16 protein-coding genes and 1 tRNA gene are annotated in these 18,199 nt (G+C 69.7%); 14 read left to right on the top strand and 3 right to left on the bottom strand.

Annotated elements, in window-relative coordinates:
* The first annotated feature begins 56 nt into the window (after nt 1-56).
* Complete coding sequence (locus AC1DB1_RS00175) at nt 57-731, top strand: TetR family transcriptional regulator (protein WP_271177418.1); 675 nt, start codon at nt 57-59, stop codon at nt 729-731.
* 67 nt (nt 732-798) lie between these two features.
* Nucleotides 799-871, top strand: a tRNA-Thr gene (locus tag AC1DB1_RS00170).
* A gap of 84 nt (nt 872-955) precedes the next feature.
* Here AC1DB1_RS00170 and AC1DB1_RS00165 read toward each other — a convergent pair.
* Together AC1DB1_RS00165 and AC1DB1_RS00160 are read right to left on the bottom strand one after the other, a co-directional pair.
* Entirely contained in the window at nt 956-1,423 is a 468-nt protein-coding gene (locus tag AC1DB1_RS00165; protein ID WP_477199338.1) for an iron chaperone, read from the bottom strand.
* A gap of 54 nt (nt 1,424-1,477) precedes the next feature.
* Nucleotides 1,478-1,873: a hypothetical protein gene (locus tag AC1DB1_RS00160; protein WP_477199337.1), complete on the bottom strand. Its 396-nt coding sequence runs from the start codon at nt 1,871-1,873 to the stop codon at nt 1,478-1,480.
* 430 nt (nt 1,874-2,303) lie between these two features.
* Here AC1DB1_RS00160 and AC1DB1_RS00155 point away from each other — a divergent pair, with 430 nt between their 5' ends.
* The 12 genes from AC1DB1_RS00155 (at nt 2,304) to AC1DB1_RS00100 (ending at nt 16,659) form a co-directional block, all read left to right on the top strand.
* On the top strand, nt 2,304-4,850 hold the full coding sequence (locus tag AC1DB1_RS00155) for a PKD domain-containing protein (protein ID WP_477199336.1): 2,547 nt from the start codon (nt 2,304-2,306) through the stop codon (nt 4,848-4,850).
* Nucleotides 4,851-4,919: 69 nt separating this feature from the next.
* A complete protein-coding gene (locus AC1DB1_RS00150; RefSeq protein ID WP_477199335.1) occupies nt 4,920-6,491 on the top strand; it encodes a D-alanyl-D-alanine carboxypeptidase/D-alanyl-D-alanine-endopeptidase in 1,572 nt (523 codons plus the stop codon).
* Nucleotides 6,492-6,502: 11 nt separating this feature from the next.
* Nucleotides 6,503-7,087 (top strand): isochorismatase family protein, encoded by a 585-nt coding sequence (locus tag AC1DB1_RS00145; protein ID WP_477199334.1) that lies wholly within the window; start codon nt 6,503-6,505, stop codon nt 7,085-7,087.
* 86 nt (nt 7,088-7,173) lie between these two features.
* Nucleotides 7,174-9,375 carry an MMPL family transporter gene (locus AC1DB1_RS00140; RefSeq protein WP_477199333.1) on the top strand — a complete coding sequence of 734 codons (2,202 nt, stop codon included), beginning with the start codon at nt 7,174-7,176 and terminating at the stop codon, nt 9,373-9,375.
* Nucleotides 9,376-9,442: 67 nt separating this feature from the next.
* Nucleotides 9,443-10,477: a thiamine pyrophosphate-dependent enzyme gene (locus AC1DB1_RS00135; protein WP_477199332.1), complete on the top strand. Its 1,035-nt coding sequence runs from the start codon at nt 9,443-9,445 to the stop codon at nt 10,475-10,477.
* 4 nt (nt 10,478-10,481) lie between these two features.
* Nucleotides 10,482-11,462, top strand: a complete 981-nt coding sequence (locus AC1DB1_RS00130; RefSeq protein WP_477200059.1) for an alpha-ketoacid dehydrogenase subunit beta — start codon at nt 10,482-10,484, stop codon at nt 11,460-11,462.
* A complete protein-coding gene (locus AC1DB1_RS00125) occupies nt 11,455-11,778 on the top strand; it encodes a biotin/lipoyl-containing protein (protein ID WP_271177410.1) in 324 nt (107 codons plus the stop codon). The genes AC1DB1_RS00130 and AC1DB1_RS00125 overlap by 8 nt, the downstream gene beginning before the upstream one ends.
* Before the next feature lie 3 nt (nt 11,779-11,781).
* Nucleotides 11,782-12,534, top strand: coding sequence for an alpha/beta fold hydrolase (locus tag AC1DB1_RS00120; protein WP_477199331.1), 753 nt, complete (start codon nt 11,782-11,784; stop codon nt 12,532-12,534).
* 49 nt (nt 12,535-12,583) lie between these two features.
* Nucleotides 12,584-13,054, top strand: a complete 471-nt coding sequence (locus tag AC1DB1_RS00115; RefSeq protein ID WP_271177408.1) for an Lrp/AsnC family transcriptional regulator — start codon at nt 12,584-12,586, stop codon at nt 13,052-13,054.
* 102 nt (nt 13,055-13,156) lie between these two features.
* A complete protein-coding gene (locus AC1DB1_RS00110; RefSeq protein WP_477199330.1) occupies nt 13,157-14,620 on the top strand; it encodes an NAD-dependent succinate-semialdehyde dehydrogenase in 1,464 nt (487 codons plus the stop codon).
* Nucleotides 14,621-14,631: 11 nt separating this feature from the next.
* On the top strand, nt 14,632-15,846 hold the full coding sequence (locus AC1DB1_RS00105) for a thiolase family protein (RefSeq protein ID WP_477199329.1): 1,215 nt from the start codon (nt 14,632-14,634) through the stop codon (nt 15,844-15,846).
* Between the two features lie 51 nt (nt 15,847-15,897).
* Entirely contained in the window at nt 15,898-16,659 is a 762-nt protein-coding gene (locus tag AC1DB1_RS00100; protein WP_477199328.1) for a 3-hydroxyacyl-CoA dehydrogenase, read from the top strand.
* A 24-nt stretch (nt 16,660-16,683) separates the two neighbouring features.
* On the opposite strand, the gene AC1DB1_RS00095 is transcribed toward AC1DB1_RS00100, so the two are convergent.
* Nucleotides 16,684-18,126, bottom strand: a complete 1,443-nt coding sequence (locus AC1DB1_RS00095) for a helix-turn-helix domain-containing protein (protein ID WP_477199327.1) — start codon at nt 18,124-18,126, stop codon at nt 16,684-16,686.
* Nucleotides 18,127-18,199: the final 73 nt, after the last annotated feature.

Below are 18,199 nucleotides of genomic sequence, written 5' to 3'. Positions count from 1 at the left end.
GAAATTCGTTCGTGTTGTGAGTGGTGCAACTTTGCACAGAATGCAATAATTACCGCATGAGTGTGGCAGAGGAAGAACTGGGTCTCCGCGAGCGCAAAAGGCTGGCGACGCGGCGCGCCATCCAGCTGGCCGCGCTCGAACTGGCGAGCGAGCGCGGCTTCGACCGGGTGACCATCGACGAGATCAGCCACGTGGCCAACGTCTCGCCGCGCACCTTCTTCAACTACTTCCCGTCGAAGGAGTCCGCCATCATCGGCGAGCTCCCCGAGCTGCCGTCGGAGGAGCGCATCGAGCGGTTCATCGCCGCCGGCCCCGACGAGCCCATCCTCGACGGCATCAGCGAGCTGCTCATCGCCGCCATCGACACGGTCGAGCTCACCGGGGTCTCGACCGACGAGACGGACACCCGCAGCATGCACGAGCTGCACGGGTTGCGTCGCGCCCTGTTGAAGGACAACCCGGAACTGTTCGCCCAGCGCATGGCGAGCATGCACCAGTTCGAAGACGCCCTCTCCGCGATCGTGCAGCGACGCCTCGCACACGACGACCCGTCGCTCGCCGAAGACCCGGAGACCCTGCATCAGCGGGCCCGTCTGGTCACCTACGTGTCGTTCGCCGGCATGCGTCACGCCTGGTCGTGCTGGGCGGATCACGGCGGCGTCGAGCCGCTGGCCGACCGGCTCCGCAGCTCGTTCGCGCAGTTGCAGGCGCTCGGAACGCAGGTGCGCTGACCGGTGTCGGAACCGGTCGCGATGATCGGGTAAGCTATCTTCCTGTGTGCCGCTGAAGAGCGACCACGCCGCCCTAGCTCAGTCGGCAGAGCATCTCACTCGTAATGAGAAGGTCAAGGGTTCGATTCCCTTGGGCGGCTCCGAAAAACCCCCGGTCAGACACAGAGTCTGACCGGGGGTTTCGCTTCGGGCCGGCCGTTGCAGCCGGCTCGACAGCCGATCGGTCAGCCGACCGCCTTCTTCAGGAGCGCAGCGATCTGCTTCTCGTCTGCAGCTGTCAGGCCCTTCACGGCGAAGGCGACGGGCCACAGGGTGCCATCGTCGAGGGCCGCCGTTTCGTTGAAGCCGAGCGTGGCGTATCGCGTCTTGAACTTGGATGCGGCCTGGAAGAAGCACACCACCTTGCCGTCCTTGGCATAGGCGGGCTGCCCGTACCAGAGCTTCGCCCGGAGTTCCGGAGCGTTCTCGGTGACGAGCGCGTGGATCCGCTCGGCGATGGCGCGGTCGTCCTCGCTCATCTCGCCGATCTTCTCGAAAACGTCGGCCAGGTCGTCCGCCGGGGTCGCCCTTCCCCGGCGGGCGCTTGTCTTCGCTTCGTTCGCCCTGTCCTTCATGGCCGCGCGTTCCTCGGCGGTGAAGGTCTCCGGCGCGCTGGACGTCTTGGCCTTCGCTGACTCGTTCGTGGGGCTCATGACGGTGTCCTTTCTACGGGGTCTGCCGCTGCATCGGTGGGGCTGCTTTCAAGACTAGGGAATCGTGCCGGCGCCCGCTTCTCCGGAACTGCTCGATCGCCCGAAGGGCACGGGCGTGCCCGAGGGGAGATCCGTCACGCCCTGCGACGGCGTGAGCGTGACCGGGCCGTCGCCGTCTCTGTACGCATAGACGAGCACGCGCTGGTCGTTCGCGAGGAGGTCGCCGTTCGCGTACCCGCCTCCGCCGTCGCAGTTGTCCGAGCGTGAACCGATCCGGATGGTCGACGAGTCCTCGGCGCCCTTGTAGGCCCGCTCGACCGCGAACCGGTAGGCGCGGGCCGGTCCGAGGCTCGTCTCCATCGTCCCGTCGCGTCCGATGACGTGACCGACCACCACCGTGTCGGCCTGGCGGTAGGCGGCATCGGGGTCGCTGAAATCGGCCCAGCTCACGCACACCTGGCTGGTCGGCGCGCACCCGGAGAGTCCGGCGCTCGCGCACGCACCGAGGATCACGGCGATAGCGGCCACCCTTCTGGCCCGCCCCCTCACGGAAGTCCCCACCGTTCGATCTTCGCGTGTCGGAGATAACGAATCAACGCTCATCCGGGCCGGACGACCGGCCTGTTTTAGGCGAATCCCGGACTTCACAGGTTCAGCGCGGCGAAATCGCGGTACGCTCGATTACAAAGTTGAGAGAAATTCAGGTTTGGTGGGCACATGTCCATCGAACTCGACGCCCGCCGCCGCCACAGCTGATGGATGGCATCCCGGGGGTGAGCGGCGAACCGATCCATTGCAGACGGAGGCGTTCACCCCGCTCTGTGCGCGGCGATCGATCCTGGCGGATGTCGTCGCTCTGAGTTACCTGCCCGAGGTTCTCATGAACACCCACACCACTCGCCGTGCCATCGGCTTCTTCACCTCCCTGATCACCGCGGTCGGTTTGGTCGTCGCCGGCGCAGCGCTCGCCGCGCCCGCCTCTGCCGACACCATGCCGCCGGATCCCAACAATCCGGCGTCGCCGCCCACGGTCAGCGCTGATCCGCTTCCGACGACGCAGATCGATGGCGTCGCGTGGGCGCAGGTCGTGGTCGGCAACACCGTCTACGTCGCCGGCAAGTTCACCACCGCCCGCCCCGCAGGAGCCGCGGCCGGAGTGAACACCACCCCGCGCAGCAACCTCCTCGCCTACGACGTCACCACCGGCAACCTGATCTCCAGCTTCAACGTCCCCCTCAACGCGCAGGCCCTGGCGATCACCGCCTCACCCGACGGATCCCGCATCTACGTCGGCGGCGACTTCACCACCGCAGGCGGCAACCCCTACTACCGGATCGTCGCCATCAGCACCGCCACCGGCCAGGTCATCCCCTCCTTCCGCCCCATCATGGAGAGCCAGGTCCGCGCACTCGCCGCCACCAACACCGCCCTCTACGCCGGCGGCACCTTCTCCAGCGTCAACGGAACGCCGCGCGGCTACATCGCGAGAATCAATGCGGGCAATGGCTCGCTCGACACCTCATGGGGGGCGAGCGCGGACACCGTGGTCGACGCCATGGCCGTGAGCCCGGACGGCACCAAGGTCTACGCCGGTGGTCGCTTCAAGAACATGAACGGGGCGGCGCATTACGGTCTGGCGCTGCTCAACGGCTCAACCGGGGGCAATCTGCCGTTCGGTGCGAACTCGGTGATCCGCGACGCGGGCAACCAAGCCGGTATCACCGCCCTCGTCGCCACTGCCGACAGCGTCTACGGTTCGGGCTACGTTTTCGGTTCCGGTGGCAACTTCGAGGGCAGCTTCCGGGCGGACCCGAACGGCAACCTGATCTGGATGGAGGACTGCCACGGCGACACCTACTCGGTCTGGGCCCTCGGGAACGCCCTCTATGCGGCGGGCCACCCGCACTACTGCGGCAACGTCGGCGGATTCCCGCAGACCAACCCGTGGACCTACCACCACACGATCGCGTTCTCGAAGTCGCGAACGGGAACGCTCACCAACAACGGTGACCGCAGCTACGCGAACTTCTCCGGCCAGCCGGCGCCGAGCCCGCTGAACTGGTACCCGCAGTACGTGACCGGTTCGTACACCGGTCAGGGCCAGGCGGCCTGGAGCATCTCCGGCAACGGCAACTACCTCACCGTCGGCGGCGAGTTCCCGTACGTCAACAGCATCCCCCAGTACGGCCTCACCCGCTACGCGCTGGACAGCGTGGTCAGGAGCCGGGTCGGACCGAACAACAACACGGCCCTGACCCCCAACGCGACCTCGCCGGCGGCGGGTCAGGCGAGGGTGACCTGGACCTCGACCTTCGACCAGGACAACGTCAACCTCACCTACAAGCTGGTCCGGGATGGCGACACCGCGCATCCGGTCTCGCAGGTGAACCAGATCTCGACGTTCTGGAACCACCCGGCGATGAGCTTCCTCGACACGGGATTGGCGGGAGGCAGCTCTCACACGTACACGCTGTACGTGACCGATCCCGACGGCAATCAGATCTCGCGCGTGGGCAACGCGGTGACGATCGCGGGCGGCGGAGCGAACCAGAACCCGATCGCGTCGTTCACTGCCACACCCAATGGGCTGGCGGTGTCGGTGAACGGCAGCGCCTCGAGTGATCCGGACGGCACAGTGGCGTCGTACGCCTGGACCTTCGGCGACGGCGGCACGGCGACGGGGGTGACGGCCGGCCACACGTATGCGGCGGCGGGCACGTACACGATCACCCTCCGGGTGACGGACAACCGTGGCGGTCAGGGCACGACGACCAGGTCGGTGACGGTGTCGCCGAACGTCGGCAACACGTTGGCGACCGACGCCTTCGAGCGCGCGGTCACCGGCGGATGGGGCACTGCCGACGTCGGCGGCGCATGGACGGGTTCCGGGGCGGCGGGCGGCTACTCCGTCGCCGCCGGAACCGGCCAGATGAACACCCCGGCCGGGTCCACGAGGACGGAGACGCTGGGTTCGGCCTCGTCGAGCCGCACGGACACGACGGTCACCTTCACCACGGACGTACCACCGACGGGCGGCGGGATCTTCGTCTCGGCGCTCGGGCGGGTCGTCGGCACGGCCGCCTATGAGGGTCGCGTGTGGCTCGCGGCGAGCGGCGCCGTCCAGGTGCAGCTCCTGCAGGGAGGCACCGCGTTGCAGGCGGTGAGCGTTCCCGGTCTCACCTACACGGCGGGACAGCAGCTCACCCTGCGGGTGCAGGTGTTCGGCACGGCGCCGACCACTCTGCAGGCGAAAGTGTGGGCGACGGGACAGGCCGAGCCGGCTGCGTGGCAGGTGAGCACGACGGATGCGACGGCGGCCTTGCAGGCATCCGGAGCCGTCGGGCTGCGCGCCTACCTCTCGGCCAGTGCGACCAGCACCCCGGCCACGGTGCGCTTCGGCAACTACGGCGTGGCCGTGCTGCCGTAAGCGACCAGCGGAGCACGTGCGGGGGAGCCGGTGATCCCGGCTCCCAGCGAACGCGGGTACTATACCCGGATGCGCGAACCAGACCAGCCAGAGACTGGCCTGCCGAGAAGCAGCGACGCTGACTCGGCGAGCATCACCCCCTCACACACTCCGACGCCGGGTACGACGTCGGCCTCCGAGGCGACCCCGGGCAAGCCCGCGGCCCTCGGCGGACTGCTCACGGCCATCCGCACGCATCCGCGCGCCTGGATCATCGCCGGTGCCGCTGCCGCGTTCGTGATCCTCGGCGGCGGCAGCGTCGCGCTCGGCGCCACGGTGGCGACCCCGGCGACGGCCGAGGTCGCTCCGTCTCCGTCCGCCACCCGTACCCCCACCCCGACGCCGACCCCGGTGAAGACCGTCGCGAAGCCGGTCCGCGCCGTGCCGGCCGCCGTTCCCGGCGCCACCCGGGTGCGCACCTGCTCGGTCGCCGGCCTCTCGCAGGACGGCAGGCTCGGCAACCTCGAGGCGCAGGTCGTCAACGCCAAGACCGGCGAGGTGATGTTCGACCGCAACGGCGGCAAGCCCGGCCCGACGGCCAGCGTGCTCAAGACGCTCACCTCCGCCGCCGCACTCGCCGTGCTCGGCCCCGACTACCGGGTGTCGACGCGGGTGCTGAAGACGGCCACCCCCGGCCAGATCGTGCTCGTCGGAGGCGGTGACGTGACCCTGTCGCGCCTGCCGGGCGGTCAGGACTCGTTCTACACGGGTGCACCCAAGATGCAGGATCTGGCGAACCAGGCGAAGCAGGCTCTCGGCGGCCAGCCCGTCACCTCGATCATCGTCGACACGTCGCTGTTCGGCGGCCCGGTGTGGCAGCCGAGCTGGGACGAGCAGGAGGAGCGCGTCGTCGAGGGCTCGACCTCCTACATCACCGCACTGCAGGTGGATGGCGACCGCGACGACCCGACGGCGATCGAGTCCCCCCGCAGCACCGACCCCGTCGGCCGCGCCGTCGCGTCGTTCCAGCAGTACCTCGGCACGAACGCGCCGGTCACCCAGGGCACGGCCCCTGGCGGCGCGCAGCAGATCGGCATCGTCCAGTCGCAGCCCGTGACCACGCTGATCGATCAGGCCATGCGCGTCTCCGACAACACGATCATGGAAGAGCTCGCCCGCCTCGTCGCGATCAAGACCGGCGCCGGCAACACCTTCGACGCCGAGAACGCCGGTGTGATCGCCGGGCTCAAGCACTACGGCATCGACACCACGGGCATCCACATCGCCGACGGCTCCGGCCTCAGCGGCGACAACGCCGTTCCGCCGTCGTATCTCACCCGCCTCTTCATCAAGGTGCTCAATCGTGAGAACGGCCTGGGCGTCGTCTACGACGGGCTGCCGGTCTCCGGGGAGTCCGGCACGCTGGCGTCGGGTTACAACCGGTTCACCGGCGACAACGCCGCCGCCCGCGGCGCTGTTCACGCCAAGACCGGCTGGATCGACAACGGCTACACGCTGTCCGGCATCGTGGATGCGGCCGACGGCACCAAGCTGACGTTCGCCGTGTTCGCGCTCGGCCCGGTGAGCGACAATGCCAAGCAGGCCATCGACACCCTCGTCACCGGCTTCTACCATTGCGGAGACAATCTCTCCAACAACTGACGGAGGCGGCCATGAGCAGGGCCCTGTTCATCATCGACGTGCAGAACGACTTCACGGAGGGCGGGGCGCTCGGCGTCGACGGCGGGACCGCGGTGGCGCAGGCGATCACGCGGTACCTCGCCGACCATGCGGGCGAGTACAAGGTGATCTTCGCGAGCCGGGACTGGCACGACGTCGGCAACGACAACGGCGGCCACTTCGCTGCGGGTGCCGAACCGGACTTCGTGACGACCTGGCCGGTTCACTGCGTGGCCGGTACGAACGGCGCCGCCTATCATCCGGATCTCAAGACCGACAAGGTGACCTACCACATCCGCAAGGGTCAGGGTGTTCCCGCCTACTCGATCTTCGAAGGGCACACCGAGGCGGGCTCGAGCGTGCACAACCTGCTCGACGAACACGGCGTCGACGTGATCGATGTCGCAGGCATCGCCACCGACTACTGCGTCCGCGCCTCGGCGCTGGATGCGCTGTCCCACGGTCAGCGCGTGCGAGTCCTCACCGACCTGGTCGCTGGTGTCGCGCCCCGCTCGTCGGAGGCGGCGCTGGCCGAGCTCGCGCATGCCGGCGCCGAGCTCGTCGACACGGGCGCCTGACGACCGGATGCGGCGACCGGCTGGCATGGTTCGAATTTGCACACTAGGCTGATTGCTTACCTAGCTAGATAAATTCGGGAGCCGGCATGAAACCTCGTCACGACTGGACTCCGCCGCGGTGGCTGCGAGTGGTTCTGCCCTCGGTGCTCATCCTGCTGTGGCTGGTGGCCGCCGGCATCGGCGGACCGACGTTCGGCAAGCTCAGCTCCGTCTCGAGCAACGACCAGGCGTCGTTCCTGCCGGCCAGCGCCGAGTCCACCGAGGTGCAGGACTGGCAGAAGAAGTTCACCGACTCGTCGGCGATCCCCGCGATCGTGGTCGTCGAGTCGACGACCGGCGCGAAGCTCGACCAGCAGCAGCTCGCAGCGCTCGGCTCGCTCGGTGAGCAGCTCGGCGACGTGGCGGGCGTGCAGGAGCCGAGCGGTGACGCGACGACGAGCGTGGCCGGGCCGATCCCGTCGTCCGACGGGCAGGCGGCCGAATTCGTGGTGCCGGTCGCCGACACCGACAACGTGAAGACGGTCGTCGCCGACCTCCGATCGGTGGTCGACGACAACCTGCCGTCCGGAACGAAGGCGTGGGTGACGGGCCCCGCCGGTCTCACCGCCGACCTGGTGAGCGCGTTCGGCGGCATCGACGGCATTCTGCTCCTCGTCGCGGTCGGTGCGGTCTTCGTCATCCTCCTGCTCGTCTACCGCTCGATCGTGCTGCCGTTCCTCGTGCTCTTCACGTCGATCTTCGCGCTGTGCGCGGCCATCCTGATCGTGTACCTGTTCGCCCTGTGGGGATGGATCAAGCTCAGCGGGCAGAGCCAGGGCATCCTGTCGATCCTGGTGATCGGCGCGGCGACGGACTATTCGCTGCTGCTGGTCGCGCGGTTCCGCGAGTCGCTGGAGCACGTCGAATCGCGGTGGGCGGCGATCGGCCGCGCCTGGCGTGCGGCCCTCGAGCCGATCACCGCGTCGGGCGCCACGGTCATCCTGGCGCTGTTGTGCCTGCTGTTCTCCGATCTGAACTCCAACAAGAGCCTCGGGCCGATCGCCGCGATCGGCATCGTCTTCTCACTCCTGTCGGCGCTGACGCTGCTGCCGGCGCTGCTCGCGGTGTTCGGCCGGGCGGCGTTCTGGCCCTTCCGGCCGAAGTTCGTGGGCGAGCACCCGCACGAGCACAAGCACGTCGACTCGGAGCAGATCGCCGGCCTCGAGGGCATCGGCGGCCTCTGGCGGCGGGTCGGCACCCTCATCGCGCGGCGCCCGCGCGTCACCTGGATCGTCGCGCTCGTCGTGCTCGGCGCCTGCGCCCTCGGCCTGACCCAGCTCAAGGCGAACGGCGTCCAGCAGACGGATGTGGTGCTCACGCAGTCCGACGCCGTCGACGGCCAGAAAGTGCTCGCGAAGCACTTCGATGCCGGCTCCGGCAGCCCCGTCGTCATCGTGACGAAGGAGGCGGACGCCGATGCGATGCTCTCCGCCGTGAAGTCGAGCGACGGGATCGCGACAGCGACGCTGTACGCCGGCAACGTTCGGCCGTCGGCGACCGGTCAGGCGGCGCCGCCCGTGGTGGAGGACGGCCGGGTGCTGATCAACGCGACGCTCGACTCGGAGGCCGACTCCGCGGCGGCCGAACACGTGGTGCGCGACCTGCGCACGACCCTGCCGGCCACTGATCCGTCGGTGCTGGTCGGCGGCGTCACGGCGATCGCACTCGACACCAACGACACGGCCCAGAGCGACCTGCTGAAGATCATCCCGATCGTGCTGGCCGTGATCCTGGTCATCCTGATGCTGCTCCTGCGGTCGATCCTGGCTCCGGTGCTGCTGATCGCGAGCGTCGTCGTCTCGTACGCGGCTGCGCTCGGCGTCTCCGCGCTGGTGTTCGACCACGTCTTCGGTTTCCCTGGCGCCGACGCGTCGGTGCCGTTGTTCGGGTTCGTCTTCCTCGTGGCGCTCGGAGTGGATTACAACATCTTCCTCATGACGCGGGTGCGGGAGGAGTCGCTGCGGATCGGCACCCGGCCGGGCATCCTGCGGGGGCTCGGGATGACCGGCAGTGTGATCACGTCGGCCGGAGTTGTGCTCGCCGCGACGTTCGCAGCGCTCGCCGTCATCCCGATCCTGTTCCTGGTGCAGATCGCCTTCATCGTCGCGTTCGGTGTGCTCCTCGACACGGTCGTGGTGCGCTCGCTGCTGGTGCCGGCGGCGTCGTACGACATCGGCTCGGCGATCTGGTGGCCCTCGGCGCTGCGAAAGGGCAATCTGCACAAGGAGAGTGGCCGCTCCGCCCTCTAAATGGACAGGATGAGCAGCCCGCGCTGTGCGTGTTGCTCGGTGCTGCTCATCCTGCGACAGTGACGGAATGACCATCACAGCTCCCGGTGCCGCCCTGCGGCCGGCCGGTGACGAGGACTCCGCCCTGCTGCGCCGGTTGTACCGCACCATGGTCACCGTGCGCAGGCTCGATCTCGACGGGGTCGCGATGCAGCGCCAGGGGATCGTTCCCGGCTACGCGCCGATGCGCGGGCAGGAGGCGGCACAGGTCGGCAGCGCCGCGGCCCTCGACCTGCGCCTCGACTTCGCGTTCCCCACCTACCGCGAGCTCGGCGTCGCGGTGACGATGGGCGTCGACCCTGTCGCGTACCTCGCATCGCACCAGGGCGCTTGGCACGGCGGGCTCTGGGATGCCGCGGCCGCACGCCTCGCGCCGATCAACGCCGTCGTCGGCGGGGCCGTCACGCACGCGGTCGGCTGGGCTCTCGGGGCCAAGCTCGACCGCAACGGCGGATGCGCGATCGCTTACTTCGGCGATGGCGCCAGCTCGCAGGGCGACATCCACGAGGCGATGAACACCGCAGGCGTCTCGCAGCTGCCGGTGGTGTTCTTCTGCCAGAACAACGGCTGGGCGATCTCTGTACCGACGTCGAAGCAGGTCGCGGGCGGCTCCGTCGCCGCGCGCGCAGCGGGGTACGGGATGCCGGGCGTGCGCGTCGACGGCAACGATGTGCTCGCCGTGCACGAGGCCACGAGTGAGGCGCTGGAGCGTGCCCGCACCGGCGGCGGGCCGACGGTGATCGAGGCGATGACCTACCGGTCGGGCCCGCACTCGACCTCCGACGACCCCGGCCGCTATCGCACCCTCGACGAGGAGCAGAGCTGGCTCGCCCGCGATCCCCTCGCGCTGTGCGAAGAGCGCCTGCGAGCCACCGGCACGGTCGACGACGACTTCTTCGCCGAGGTGTCCGACACGGCGAACGCCCTCACCGAGCGGGTGCGCGCGGACGTCGCGGCGCTGGGCGGCCGCCCGGGCGAGGAGATGTTCGACTTCGTGTTCTCCGATCCGCCGGCCGCGCTTCTCGGGCAGCGCCGGGCCTGGGAGGAGTCCCGCCGTGGCTGAGGTGATGACGATGCAGCGCGCACTCAACCGCGCGCTCGACGACGCGCTCGCCGCCGACGAGCGCACCCTGGTGTTCGGCGAGGACGTGGGGACGCTCGGCGGGGTGTTCCGCGTGACGGACGGGCTGCACGCCAAGTACGGCGAGGAGCGGGTGTTCGACACGACGCTCGCCGAATCCGGGATCATGGGCATGGCGGTCGGCCTGGCGATGGCCGGCTGGCGTCCGGTTCCGGAGATCCAGTTCGACGGCTTCTCGTACCCGGCGATCGACCAGATCGTGAACCAGGTCGCGCGCATGCACTATCGCAGTCGCGGCGCCTTCGAGATGCCGATCACGCTGCGCCTGCCGAGTTTCGGCGGCATCCGGGCTCCCGAGCATCACGGGGAGAGCCTCGAGGCCCTGTTCGCGCACGTTCCTGGCCTCAAGGTGGTCGCGCCCTCGTCGCCCGCCGAGGCCTACACGCTGCTGCGGCAGGCGATCGAGGATCCCGATCCGGTCATCTTCATGGAGCCGAAATCCCGGTACTGGCACAAGGCGACGGTCGAGCCCGAGGAGTGGGACGAGCGGCTGCCCGTCGGGACGTCCCGCGTGGTCCGGCCGGGCAAGCACGTCACGCTCGTGGCGTGGGGCGCGATGGTCTCGCGCTGCTTGCAGGCAGCGGAACTGGGCGCGGAGGACGGTGTCGAGATCGAGGTGGTCGACCTGCGCTGGCTGAAGCCGATCGACGCGGACGGTCTCGCCGCATCCGTGTCGCGCACCCGGCGGGCCGTCGTGGTGCACGAGGCGCCGCTCACGGCCGGCCTCGGAGGCGAGGTGAGCGCGCTCATCACCGAACGCTGCTTCGACGACCTGCGGGCGCCGGTGCAGCGGGTGACCGGCTGGGACGTGCCGTATCCCTCCCCGGTGCTCGAAGACGAGTACCTGCCGACCATCGACCGGATCCTCGACGCCGTGCAGAAGACTCTGGAGTACCGCCGTGGCTGAGATCACATTCGCCCTGCCCGACCTGGGCGAAGGGCTGCAGGAGGCGACCGTGCTGGAATGGCTCGTCGCCGAAGGGGACTTCGTCGAGCGCAACGCGCCGCTCGTCGAGGTGGAGACGACCAAGTCGGCCGTCGAGCTTCCGTCGCCGCAGTCGGGCACGATCAGCCGGTTCCACGCCGACGAGGGCGCGACGCTCGAGGTCGGGGCCCCGCTCATCACGTTCACGGTGAGCGACGACCAGGCCGGCATCGTCGGAACGGTTCCCGTCGAGGAGGCCCCAGCGCGTCGTGTCCGGCTGCGTTTGCCGGAGGATTGAGTCGTGAGCTTCGCAGAGACCCCCGCCGGACGGATCGCGTACGAGCGGCACCCGGGTGAGCATCCGGTGCTGCTGGTGCACGGCTTTGCGACGAACGGCGCCTTGACCTGGGAGTCGACCGGCTGGGTGCGGGCGCTCGCCGAGGCAGGGCGGGGTGCCATCGTTCCCGACCTGCGGGGACACGGTGCGAGCTCTGCTCCGCACGACCCGAGCGCATACTCGCCCGAGCTGCTCGCCGGCGACCTGCTCGCCGTGCTCGACGCCGAGGGCCTCGACCGCGTCGACGTGATCGGCTACTCGATGGGCAGCTGGGTCGCCCTCGCGCTGGTGGGCCTTGCGCCCTCGCGCGTGCGGCGTCTCGTCGTCGGGGGAGTGGGCACGGTGGAGCAGTTCGCGCGCTGGGGGGTCGAGGCCGTGCGGTCGTCGCTGCTCGACGGCGTCGATCCGGTCTCGCTCGCGGAGTCGCCGCTCGCGCCGCTGCTGGCGTCGCTGCGCCAGGCGCCGGGCGTGGACCGCGATGCGCTCGCAGCCTGCGTGTCCGGCATGGCCGAGCATCCGCTGCCGCTGGCCTCCACGGTTCCGACCATGCTGGTGGTCGGCGACGCGGATCCGGTGACCGAGGGACGCGACGAAGCGGCCGCTGCGCTCGGCGCCGAACTCGTCGTGCTGCCCAAACGCAACCACGTCACCACCCTGAGCGCGCGCGGATTCAAGCAGGCTGCGCTGCCCTTCTTGGAGTCCGCTGGCAGCCTGTAGCCGATCGCCGTCAGCGGACGTAACATGTGCGAGGACCGAAGGAGGCCGCATGGCGATCGACAAGCTGGATGCCGACCTGATCGCATTGCTCACCGACGAGCCGCGCCTCGGGGTCTTCGAGGCCTCCCGTCGGCTCGGTGTCGCCCGCGGCACGGTCCAGGCTCGGCTCGACCGGCTGATGCGCTCGGGGGTCATCCGGGATTTCGCCCCGACCGTCGACAGCGTTGCGCTCGGCTATCCGGTCACTGCGTTCGTCACCGCGGAGATCGCGCAGGGAGACACGGACGCGAAGGTCGTCGAGCATCTGCGCGGCATCCCGGAGGTGCTCGAGGTGCACACGATCACGGGCGCCGGCGACCTGATGATCAGGGCCGTCGCCCGGTCGAACGCCGACCTGCAACGCGTGATCGACCGGATCGTCAGCGATCCGAACATCGCACGCACATCGACCGTGATCGCACTGGCGACCAAGATCGACCACCGGTCGGTGCCGTTGGTGTCGGCCTCGGCCGAGGCCTGACGGCGACTCGGCGGCCGCTGACGACCGACCACCCACGACCGACGAGCGCCTGGCGGCCACGGACCCGGGCCTCATGGACACGATAGGAATCGAGGACGACGCATGGACGAGAACACGCTGCTCGAGCAGGTGCCCGACCGCCTCTTCATCGGGGGCGACTGGGTCGAGGGGAGCGCCGGACGCTTCGACGTGACAGACCCGGCGACGGGGCGCACGATCAAGACCATCGCCGATGCCTCCGTCGACGACGGGCGCCGCGCGCTCGACGCCGCCGTCGCCGCCGCCGACGACTGGGCCGCCACGGCACCGCGCGCCCGCGGAGAGATCCTGCGCCGTGCTTTCGACCTGCTGCAGGAGCGGCGCGACGAGTTCGCGCTGCTGATGACGCTCGAGATGGGCAAGCCGCTCGCCGAGTCGAACGGCGAGGTGACCTACGGCGGTGAATTCCTCCGCTGGTTCAGCGAGGAGGCCGTGCGCATCGCCGGCCGCTACGGCACGAATCCCGAGGGTACCGGGCGCATAATCGTCTCCCAGCATCCCGTTGGGCCGTGCTACCTGATCACCCCGTGGAACTTCCCGCTGGCGATGGCCACCCGCAAGATCGCCCCGGCGCTCGCCGCGGGCTGCACGGTGGTCGTGAAGCCCGCGGAGCTCACCCCGCTGACAACCCTGTACGTCGCGAAGCTCTTCGCCGACGCCGGCCTCCCCGCCGGGGTGCTCAACGTGATCACTACGACGACCTCCGGAAAGGTGTCCGGCCCGATCATCGCCGACCCGCGTCTGCGCAAGCTCTCGTTCACAGGCTCGACCGAGGTCGGCCGCGCGCTGCTGAAACAGGCCGCCGACAACGTTCTGCGCACGTCGATGGAGCTTGGCGGCAACGCGCCGTTCGTCGTGTTCGACGACGCCGACCTCGACAGGGCGGTCGAGGGCGCGATGCTGGCGAAGTTCCGCAACATCGGTGAAGCGTGCACCGCGGCCAACCGGTTCATCGTGCACGAGTCGGTCGCCGACGAGTTCGCCACGCGGGTGACTGAGCGCGTGAAGGCGATGCGCGTCGGCCGCGGCACGGAGCCCGGCGTGACCATCGGTCCGCTGATCAACGAGGACGCGGTCGAGAAGGCGGCCGGCCTGCTCGACGACGCGGTGCGTCGCGGCGCGCGAGTGCTCGCCGGCGGTTCCCGGGTCGAGGGCGCCGGAACGTTCTTCGAGCCGACCGTGGTGACGGATGTGCCGCCGGGCAGCGAGATCCTGCGCGAGGAGATCTTCGGCCCCGTGCTCTCGATCGTGCGGTTCTCCGACGAGGACGAGGCCGTGCGGATCGCGAACGACACCGAGTTCGGGCTGGTCGGATACGTGTTCACCCGCGATCTCGCCCGTGGGCAGCGGATGATCGACCGGCTGCAGACCGGCATGATGGGCCTCAACGTCGGGGTCGTGTCGAACGCGGCCGCTCCGTTCGGCGGTGTCAAACAGTCCGGACTCGGACGCGAAGGCGGCCTCGAGGGCATCCACGAATACCTCTCGACGAAGTACACCCTCACGCCCGACCCGTTCGGAGCCTGACGATGGCGAGCATGGCGGCGCAGGCCGCAGTGAACCGCGACACGACGGATGCCGTGATCGTGGATGTCGTGCGCACCCCGTCCGGACGCGGCAAGCCGGGCGGAGCGCTGTCCGACATCCACCCGGCCGACCTGCTCGCGGGCGTGCTCGTCGAACTGCTGCGCCGCAACGACCTCGATCCGGCGCTGGTCGACGACGTGATCGGCGGGTGCGTCACCCAGTCGGGCGAGCAGGCGGGCAACATCACGCGCACGGCGGTGCTCAGCGCCGGTTTCCCTGAGAGCGTGCCCGCCGTGACCGTCGACCGGCAGTGCGGGTCGAGCCAGCAGGCGGCGGCGTTCGCGGCGCAGGGGGTGCGGGCCGGCGCCTACGACATCGTGATCGCCTGCGGTGTCGAATCGATGAGCCGCGCACCTCTCGGCTCGAACGTCGGTGGCGCCTCGCTCGGCGGTGCGCTGCTCGCGCAGCGGTATCCCGACGGGCTCGTGAACCAGGGCGTGGCCGCCGAGCTGATCGCTCAGCAGTGGGGGATCGAGCGGGATGCGCTGGACGCGTTCGCGGCACGCTCCCACCAGCGAGCGGCGACCGCCGTGGCATCCGGGGCCTTCGAGAACGAGCTCATCCCGGTGCCGACGCCCGACAGCGGAAGTGTGACGGCCGACGAGACGATCCGCCCGTCGACCTCCCCCGAGGCTCTGGCCGCGCTCTCCCCGTCGTTCCGCACGGACCGGCTCGCCGAGCGGTTCCCGCACCTCGACTGGCGGATCACCCCGGGCAACTCCTCTCCGCTCACGGACGGGGCGTCGGCGGCGCTCATCATGAGCGCCGGCGCGGCCGAGCGACTCGGCCTGCGCCCGCGCGCGCGGTTCCACTCGTTCGCCGTCGCCGGCAGCGATCCGCTGCTCATGCTGACGGGCATCCTGCCCGCGACGCGCAACCTGCTCGACCGCAGCGGTGTGCGGATCGATGAGATCGACGCGTACGAGGTGAACGAGGCGTTCGCGCCCATCCCGCTGTTGTGGCTGCGCGAATTCGACGCGGATCCGGCGCTCCTGAACCCGCGCGGCGGGGCGATCGCGCTCGGTCACGCGCTCGGCTCGTCGGGCACCCGTCTGCTCGGCACGCTCGTCAACGAGCTCGAGGCGACCGGCGGCCGCTACGGGCTGCAGACGATGTGCGAGGGCGGCGGAACCGCGAACGCCACCCTCATCGAGATCCTCCGCTGACTACCGACCCCGATCCGACCACCGACCACCAACCCCGAAGGGACCCACTCCATGAACATCGACGGATGCTCCGCCATCGTCACCGGCGCGGCGAGCGGACTCGGCAATGCCACCGCCCGCGCCCTCACCGAGGCGGGAGCGCACGTCGTCGTGCTCGACCTGCCCCGCTCGGAGGGGGAGAAGGCGGCGACGGCGCTCGGCCCGACCGCTCGCTTCGTCGCGGCCGACGTCGCCGACGAGGAGCAGGTGCAGGCCGCGGTGGACGTCGCGACGTCGCTCGCGCCGCTGCGCGTCGTCGTGAACTGCGCGGGCATCGCGACCGCGACCAAGGTGCTGGGACGCGACGGCCTGCATCCGCTCGACCTCTTCGAGCGCGTGCTCAGGGTCAACGTGGTCGGAACGTTCAACGTGGTGCGGCTCGCGGCGGCGGCGATGGCGCAGACCGAGCCCGTGGGGGAGGAGCGCGGCGTGATCGTGAACACGGCGTCCGTCGCCGCGTTCGACGGGCAGATCGGCCAGGCCGCGTACTCGGCCTCCAAGGGCGGGGTGGCATCGATGACGCTTCCGCTCGCCCGCGAGTTCGCGCGGAGCCTCATCCGGGTCGTCACGATCGCCCCCGGCATCTTCGAGACGCCCATGATGGCCGGGCTCCCGCAGGCCGCTCAGGACTCGCTGGCGGCGCAGGTGCCGCATCCGTCGCGACTCGGCAAGCCGTCGGAGTACGCGTCGCTGGTGCGTCACATCGTCGGCAACCCGATGCTGAACGGCGAGGTCATCCGGCTCGACGGCGCCATCCGGATGCAGCCCAAATAGGCCCGTCCTCCGGGGCGGCTCGGCTCACGACGCCGAGTGCGCCTCCAGGAACGAGTAGACCTCGGTGTCGTCGACGCCGGGGAACGAACCGGACGGCAGCGGCGAGAGGATGTGCGCGTGCAGCCGCGCGCTGGGCCACGCCTGACCGGCCCAGCGGCTGGCGAGCCCCGCAGCCGGTCGCTTGCAGCACGACTCGTCCGGGCAGCGCGACTCTGCCCGTACCGTCGTCTCGCGGCCGCGGAACCACTTCGCCTGCGCGAACGGCACGCCGACGCTGATCGAGAAGCCTCCGGCCGAGGTGCTGCCCGTCTGCGTCGCGCACCAGTAGGTGCCCGCCGGTGTGTCCGTGTACTGGTAGAGCTCCGTCGTGCGGTTCGTGTGGGTGAACGCGGTGCGCGCGCCCCACTTGCGGCAGACCACCTGGCCCTCGATCGAGCCGGTCACGTCCGTCGGCAGAGGCAGCCCGTCGTTCTCGTAGCCCTTGTAGAGGGCGCCGTCGTCGCCGACGCGCAGAAAGTGCAGCGTCATGTCGAGGTGGCTGGTGGCGAGGTTGGTCAGGCGCAGCGCCGCCGCCTCATGCGTGACGCCGAACGCATCACGGAAGTCCTCGACGGCGAGATCGCGCTCCTGCTTCGCCTGCTGCAGGAAGGCGACCGCGGCCTCCCGCGGCATCAGGCAGCACGCGGCGAAGTAGTTGATCTCGAGGCGCTGACGCAGGAAGTCGGCGTAGCTGTCCGGCCGCTCGTGTCCGAGCAGGCGGTGCGCCATCGCCTGCAACGCCATCGACCGCAGGCCGTGGCCGCCCGGGATGCTCGCCGGTGGCAGGTAGATGCGCCCGCTGGCGAGGTCGGTGATCGACCGCGCCGAGTGCGGCAGGTCATTGACGTAGATGAGGTCGAAGCCGAGCTGTTCGGCCATCACGCTCACCTCGCGGTGGGTCAGTGCTCCGCGCGTGTGACCGGAGGCCCGCACCCGCTCCTCGGCGAGCTCCTCGATCTCGGGGATGTAATTGTTCTGCGCCCGCATCCGCTCGCGCAGTTCGGTGTTGGCCCGCCGGGCCTCCTCGGGGGTGGCGATCGCCTCGGTCGCCCGCCGGCTCAGCTCGCGGTGCAGGCCGACGATGGCCTCGAGCGTCTCGGTCGGGGTGCCCTTCGTCGGCTTGACCGGCGGGAGGCCGAGCGACGCGTACAGGGAGCCGCGCTGCAGGCGGGTGAGCTCGATCTCGAGGGCCGAGCGCGCATCCGGTGGCTCGGGCGAGAGCAGATCGGCCAGCTGCACGCCGAGTGAGGTCGCGATGGTGGTGAGCATGCTGATGCGCGGTTCGCGGCGCCCGTTCTCGATGAGGGAGAGCTGGCTGGCGGCGACGCCCGCCCGCGCGCCGAGCTCGTCGAGTGTGAGGCCGGCGGCCGTGCGGAAGTGACGGATGCGATGACCGAGCGTCGCGACATCGGTGGCTGACGAGTCCATGCCTTCACGATAGCGAAAGAATCGCGATTCTTTCCAGGGTCCGGATGCTCTCAATGATCGATTTCTCTCGCAA

The organism is Leifsonia sp. 10N434 (assembly GCF_056394405.1).
The sequence above is the reverse complement of the archived record's forward strand: the minus strand, read 5'-3'. Positions and strand labels throughout refer to the sequence as shown.